At 35.2% G+C, this 6,692-nt stretch carries 6 protein-coding genes and 1 tRNA gene; 4 read left to right on the forward strand and 3 right to left on the reverse strand.

Going from position 1 to position 6,692, the window contains the following annotated elements:
* Positions 1-91: 91 nt before the first annotated feature.
* The 3 genes from GQ589_RS11050 to secG form a co-directional block, all read right to left on the reverse strand.
* Entirely contained in the window at positions 92-1,321 is a 1,230-nt protein-coding gene (locus GQ589_RS11050) for an integrase domain-containing protein (protein WP_160426191.1), read from the reverse strand.
* A 184-nt stretch (positions 1,322-1,505) separates the two neighbouring features.
* Positions 1,506-1,591 (reverse strand) — tRNA-Leu (locus GQ589_RS11055).
* Between the two features lie 10 nt (positions 1,592-1,601).
* Positions 1,602-1,976, reverse strand: a complete 375-nt coding sequence (secG, locus tag GQ589_RS12470; protein WP_160426193.1) for a preprotein translocase subunit SecG — start codon at positions 1,974-1,976, stop codon at positions 1,602-1,604.
* 332 nt (positions 1,977-2,308) lie between these two features.
* Here secG and thiI point away from each other — a divergent pair, with 332 nt between their 5' ends.
* The 4 genes from thiI to trmL all read left to right on the forward strand — a co-directional run bounded on the left by thiI (position 2,309) and on the right by trmL (position 6,518).
* Positions 2,309-3,757, forward strand: coding sequence for a tRNA uracil 4-sulfurtransferase ThiI (gene thiI / locus GQ589_RS11065; protein ID WP_160426195.1), 1,449 nt, complete (start codon positions 2,309-2,311; stop codon positions 3,755-3,757).
* A 125-nt stretch (positions 3,758-3,882) separates the two neighbouring features.
* Entirely contained in the window at positions 3,883-4,599 is a 717-nt protein-coding gene (locus GQ589_RS11070; RefSeq protein ID WP_160426197.1) for a response regulator, read from the forward strand.
* Between the two features lie 35 nt (positions 4,600-4,634).
* Positions 4,635-6,014: an envelope stress sensor histidine kinase CpxA gene (gene cpxA, locus GQ589_RS11075; RefSeq protein WP_160426199.1), complete on the forward strand. Its 1,380-nt coding sequence runs from the start codon at positions 4,635-4,637 to the stop codon at positions 6,012-6,014.
* 18 nt (positions 6,015-6,032) lie between these two features.
* The gene (trmL, locus tag GQ589_RS11080; RefSeq protein ID WP_160411050.1) at positions 6,033-6,518 is read left to right on the forward strand and encodes a tRNA (uridine(34)/cytosine(34)/5-carboxymethylaminomethyluridine(34)-2'-O)-methyltransferase TrmL; all 486 of its coding nucleotides are present in this window, start codon (positions 6,033-6,035) and stop codon (positions 6,516-6,518) included.
* Positions 6,519-6,692 lie beyond the last annotated feature (174 nt).

The following is a 6,692-nucleotide window of genomic DNA, read 5'->3' on the forward strand; positions in this document are numbered from 1 at the left end:
ATATGAACGAAAAGTGATTGCTAGGCAAACGAGTCGCTACATAGACCGCCATTTAGTGTGTAATACATTAAAACAAGCCTTATTTGAGCTACTACAGGTTACCTGATAGTGAGACATTTTCTTGGCTTGCTTGCTCAACAAAGTCACCCCACCAGTCAAGCATAATACGCTTTTGATGTTCATATTCTGCTTTGTTGTAGGCTCGCCTTACTGCGTTTTTATCTACATGCGATAACGCGCTTTCAATGACATCATAATTAAAGCCTTGTTCGTTTAAAGCGGTACTAGCTAAAGCTCTTAATCCATGCGCAACTAACTTATCTTTGTATCCCATGCGCTTTATTGCCATGTTAGCGGTTTGGCTACTCATTGGCTTGTTATAAGGTGGTCTTGCTGTTGGGAAAACAAACTCGCTTTTATGATTAATAGATTTCATTATCTCAAGTATTTTTATTGCCTGCGGTGATAAAGGTATATTGTGTGGTCTATCCATTTTCATGCGTTCGGCAGGAATACTCCATAATTTTTTATCTAGATTAATTTCTTCCCACTTAGCCCCTACGGCTTCACTTGGTCGCGTTAATGTTAATAACTGCCATTCAATCACGCATCTGGTTTGCAATTCAATCTTTGCCATAGCTAAAGCTTGCATGAACTGCGGTAACTCAGTAGGGGGAATAGTTGGCTGATTTTTTACTTTCGGGCTATTAAATACGTCGGTAATTTTGGCTAGAGGGTTATTATCGATAATTCCCATATTGACAGCATAATACATTATTTCATTAATTCGCCGACAAACTCTTTTTACTGTTTCGTATTTATTATTGTTATTTAATGGCTGTAATGCGTTAATTGCTTTGATAGCTGTTACTTGGTTTATTGGAATATCTTTTATATAAGGGAAAACATGGTTTTCTAATGAACGCCAAGCCTTTTTGAGTGTTTGTTCTTCTAAACCTTGTTCTGTTTTGAATTTGAACCATTTCTCAGCTATAGCGTAAAAGGTATTATTACAAGCTTCTTGCTTACGTTGTTCTTGTTCCGCTTTGTGATGTTGTGGATCTATCCCTTGCTTTATTAATTCGCGTGCTTCATCTCGTTGTTTTCGTGCCTGCTGTAGCGATGTTTCTGGGTATTTACCGAAAGATAATAATGTCTCTTTATGTGATATTGGCTTTTTATATTTAAATCGCCATAATTTAACCCCTGTCGATTTAACTAACAAAAAAAGACCTCCACCATCAAAATACTTTTTATCCTTGCTAGTGGCTTTTAATGCTTTTATTTGTGTGTCAGTTAAGGGAGTAGTTTTTACAGCCATTTTTCACCTTTGGGGGTACGCAATAATAGGGTATTTAATTATACCCCCAAATATACCCCCATTATTTTTGGTTGTAAATGTACCTTACTGATACTTAATGGGCAATAAAATAGACTTTGAGGCTTGTTATTACTGGATTTAGTGTGCTTTGTTGGGTTTAAAAGAATGTTACTGTTTATTGATTTGGTGCCGTGGGCGGGACTTGAACCCGCATGCTCTTAGAGCACTACCCCCTCAAGATAGCGTGTCTACCAATTTCACCACCACGGCGCCGTTTTTATTATTCTGGAATATCTGAAGTTGAGTTTTGTTGTACTGGTTGAGTAACCGGTATTGTTACAGGATCTATATAACCTTCGTTTGGCTGAATGGTTGCTGGCACACTATTATCACCGATACTAACTCCGTTGCTCGGCATTACACGAGATTTGACACCTAAATTTGACAGTAAAATGCTTATCACAAAAAACAAAACACCTAATAGTGTTGTCGCACGGGTTAAAAAATTTCCACTGCCTGAAGAGCCAAATAAAGTTGCAGATGCACCAGCTCCAAAAGACGAACCCATATCCGACCCTTTGCCTCGTTGTATTAGAACTAGCCCAACAATGATAATTGCGATAATTAAATAGCTTATAATTAAAAACTCGTACATTTCAACCTGTCAATTTATATGTTATACAACAGAATTTATTGATGCAAAATATTAGCGAAAGACAGCCTAACAAGCAAGTAAAATTTAAAATATAGTTGATATATTTTGAGCTTTTACACTTTTAAATACGTAAAAACAATCTATTTATAGATAAAAAATTATCTTTTTACATCGTATATTATTACTTTAATGTATTCACATTAAATTCAAAAAAACAAACTAATTGGTATTTTTTAAATTTTATCATTTCGTTATATTTTCATAATCAATTGTGTGTTTTTTGGGGAAAACCAGTATAATGACCCCATTTTATTATCTTTTACATTGATTTTATGAAATTTATTGTTAAGCTTTTTCCCGAAATTACCATTAAAAGTGATTCTGTTCGTTTACGATTTATTAAAATATTAACGAGCAATATTCGCAATATTTTAAAACATCACATTGAAGATGTCGCAGTGATTCGTCATTGGGATTTTATTGAAGTTCGACCAAAAATTGAAAATAGTGAAGCTCAGATACTTGGATTATTAACACGCATCCCGGGCATTCATCATATTCTAGCGGTTGATGAACTTACTTTTGTTGACGTTCATGACATTTTCGAAAAAGCATTAGACTATTATGCCCCACTAATTGAAAATAAAACCTTTTGTGTACGAGTCAAACGCCGCGGAAAACATGAATTTACATCAATTGATGTCGAACGTTATGTTGGCGGTGGACTAAATCAACACGTTGCGTCTGCTAAAGTTCAATTAACTCGCCCTGATATCACAGTCAACCTTGAAATTGACAAAGACAAATTACTGCTTGTCAAAGGTCGACATGCAGGGGTAGGAGGTTTCCCGACTGGTACACAAGAAGACGTATTATCGCTTATATCAGGTGGTTTTGATTCTGGCGTATCGAGTTACATGCTAATGCGTCGCGGCAGTCGAGTGCACTATTGCTTTTTTAATCTAGGTGGCAAAACTCATGAAATCGGGGTTAAGCAAATGGCACATTATTTATGGGAGCGATTTGGAAGTTCACATAAAGTTCGTTTTATTGCTATTGACTTTTCTGATGTTGTTGGTGAAATTCTTGAAAAGGTTGATGATGGGCAAATGGGGGTTATTCTAAAACGAATGATGATTCGTGCTGCATCGAAGATTGCTCAACGCTATAATGTTGAAGCGCTTGTCACTGGCGAGGCGTTAGGGCAAGTATCAAGTCAGACGCTTACTAATCTACGATTAATTGATAATGTCAGTGACACATTAATTTTGCGCCCACTTATCACGCACGATAAAGAAACAATCATTAATCTTGCTCGTCAAATTGGCACAGAGGATATCGCAAAAACAATGCCTGAATTTTGTGGTGTTATATCTAAAAAACCAACAGTTAAAGCCGTAAAAGAAAAAATTGAAGCTGAAGAATTGAATTTTGATTTTACAATTTTAGATAGAGCGGTTGAAAATGCTGAAAATATTGATATTCGTGAAATAAAAAAACAAACTGACACAACAATTACATCGGTTGAAACAGTAACTATGCTTAATTCAGATCATGTTGTTATCGACATTCGATCACCTGAAGAGCAAGAGGATAACCCATTAATACTGAACGATATTGAAATCAAACACATTCCATTTTATAAGTTAGCAACCCAATTTGGGGATTTGGAACAATCAAAGCAATATTTGTTATATTGTGAACGAGGTGTGATGAGTAAATTACAAGCACTTTATCTAATTGATCAAGGTTTTAAAAACGTAAAAATATTTCGAACATAAAACTTAACAATACTTTACTATATTATTTTTGGCATTTTTTTACATATATAATTGATTTTTAGATATAAATTGTAATAGTTATAAGAGTAGAAGTATCAAGAATGAATTATACAAAGAGGGATGTAATGAGTAGCAAATTACTTGTTGTTGATGATGATCCAGAAATTGCTGTATTATTACGTGAATTACTTGAATTAGAAGGGTATCGAGTCGAAGTTGCGAATAACGGTATACAAGCTTTAGAAAAGTTTGATAGCACAATCGATCTTATTTTACTTGATATTATGATGCCAGAAATGAACGGACTTAGTGTATTATCTCAACTTAGAGGTAAATTTACTGTCCCTGTTATATTTCTAACGGCCAAAGATAATGAATACGATAAAGTTATTGGACTAGAACTTGGTGCAGATGATTACATATTAAAACCATTTAATGATAGAGAACTTGTTGCTCGAATCAATGCGCTTTTACGCAGAACGCGATGGGATAATATTGTTGAAGATGATTCCGATAAACCAAATGAATACACTATTGATAAACTGAATGTAAACCGGAAACAGCAATCGATTTATTTTGATAACAAGTATGTTGAAGTAACAGGTACAGAATTTCAGGTATTGCTTAAATTGCTTGAAAATGCAGGTAAAATAATTTCACGAGATACATTAAGCGAGACAGTTTTAGGCAAAGAATTTATTCCACTTGCTCGTTCGATTGATGTACATGTTTCTAATCTACGGAAAAAGCTTCCGCCTAGAAGTGATGGCTTGCCTTGGATTAAAACATTACGTTCTAAAGGTTATTTGTTTGTCATTGATAAAAATGACGATTTATTATAAAGCTAAGAAAATCATTAACATGAAGGTCAGATAGAATGTGGCTTTTCGATCGATTAACAATCAGAATTTTCACTATATTTTCACTGACTATAGCTTTTTTTCTTATGTTAATTATAGTGTTACCGAGTCTTGATTCTCGAAATCTGACTTATTTAGCCAATAAAGACAAGGAAACAGGTAACTTATTAGCTAACCAGATTGAAAAAGATCTTATTAAAATACCAAAAGATAGCTTTCGATGGTGGATGCGTTTTATCGTTGTAATGGATAACCATCAAAAACCAGGGCAGTCTTTATTTGTTGTTACACCGAATGAACAGATAATTACAGCTGAAACTAAAAATATTGATTTAATCAAAAATTTTAGTGAAAAATCGCATAATGTTGCTGATCCAGCAAGGAAAATCTATGATTCTCAAGAAATTATAGGCCCCTTTTTGCTCCATTATTCCAATGCTGAATATCAACTGTATATTTTGCAACAAGCAACCGATACGCAATCGCAATTTGTCAATTTCATCTTTGATCACCCATTCTTATTATTGGCATTGACAATGCTTGCAAGTTCGCCTTTTTTACTTTGGTTATCTTGGAGTATTGCTAAACCAGCGCGACGTCTAAAGCAAGCGGCAGATCAAGTAGCAAAAGGAAATTTACAAGAAATGCCTGAACTTGAACAAATCGGATCATCTGAATACAAAGCAACTGGTGCTAGTTTTAACCATATGTTAAGGGAACTAAAACGAATGCAAGATGTGCAACAGCGATTGTTTTCTGACATTTCTCATGAATTACGCACACCGCTAACTCGTTTACAGCTTGCTACTTCGTTATTACGTCGTAAACAAGGCGAAAGTAGTGAAGTGATACGAATCAATAACGAAGCACTAAAACTTGATTCCATGATTGGTGATTTACTATCATTGGCAAGACAACAACATGACTCTAACGAAGTTAGAGAATCGAAAAAAACTAACAAATTATTCAAACAAGTACTGGATAACGCCACTTTCGAAGCAGAACAGATCGGCAAAATATTTACCGTCATCAACCCGCCGACTAATCAAACCATATTATGCTATCCTGTCGCGTTATGTAGTGCGCTCGAAAACGTTATTCGTAATGCGTTTCGTTATTCAAACAAAAAAGTGACTGTTGATTTTATTACACAACAACAAAAAATTACCATTACCATCGATGACGATGGCCCAGGTGTTGCAGAAAGTGAGCTTGAACAGATCTTCAGGCCGTTTTACCGTACAAGCGAGGCTCGCGATCGTGAATCAGGTGGCACAGGGCTTGGACTTGCTATTGTTGCTAATGCTATCATACGCGATCACGGCACCGTAAAAGCTGAAAAAAGTCACCTAGGTGGGCTTAGAGTTGTGATAATATTACCAATTTATAAATATTAATCATCGAAGAGAATAGTTGTGTCAACAGTTGCCCTAAACATCGTTTTATTTGAACCTGAAATTCCAGCTAACACAGGTAATATTATTCGTCTTTGTGCGAATACTGGCTTTAATTTACATATTATTGAACCTATGGGCTTTTTTTGGGATGATAAAAAGTTAAGACGGGCAGGGCTAGATTATCAAGAATTTGTGGATGTAAAACGTTACAAAAATTTTGACCACTTTATGGAACAAAACCAAATTGACTTGCAAACACAACTTTATGCCTTAACCACCAAAGGGCAAAAATCACATAGCGAAGTCAATTATAAACACAATGATTTTTTAATATTTGGTCCAGAAACCCGGGGTTTACCAGCAAGCATACTTGATGTATTACCCCAAAACAAAAAAATACGCATTCCCATGTTAGCAACCAGTCGTAGTATGAATTTGTCAAATTCAGTAGCCGTTGTGGTATACGAATCATGGCGCCAATTAAATTACTTAGGTGCAAAATAGTGTCTATGCTTGAAGATTAGGCTGATTTTTGTAAAAAAACCTAGATTCCACCATGAAGTGCAATTCGTCTTAACTCCTTGGAATAAAATGAGGCAGGGCTTTTAAACTTATGCCGTTTTCTTGGGCGTGAGTTTAATAAATATTGTATTTCCTTTATTTGTTCGTCGTCAACGA

Origin of the sequence: Gilliamella sp. Pas-s27 (assembly GCF_009795865.1) — a bacterium.
Classification (GTDB): Bacteria; Pseudomonadota; Gammaproteobacteria; order Enterobacterales; family Orbaceae; genus Gilliamella.

Bases quoted from the DNA above. Each gene is read 5' to 3' on its own strand.
- thiI (WP_160426195.1), top strand. From the start codon at position 2,309: ATGAAATTTATTGTTAAGCTTTTTCCCGAAATTACCATTAAAAGTGAT.
- GQ589_RS11070 (WP_160426197.1), top strand. From the start codon at position 3,883: ATGAGTAGCAAATTACTTGTTGTTGATGATGATCCAGAAATTGCTGTA.
- cpxA (WP_160426199.1), top strand. From the start codon at position 4,635: ATGTGGCTTTTCGATCGATTAACAATCAGAATTTTCACTATATTTTCA.
- secG (WP_160426193.1), bottom strand. From the start codon at position 1,976: ATGTACGAGTTTTTAATTATAAGCTATTTAATTATCGCAATTATCATT.
- GQ589_RS11050 (WP_160426191.1), bottom strand. From the start codon at position 1,321: ATGGCTGTAAAAACTACTCCCTTAACTGACACACAAATAAAAGCATTA.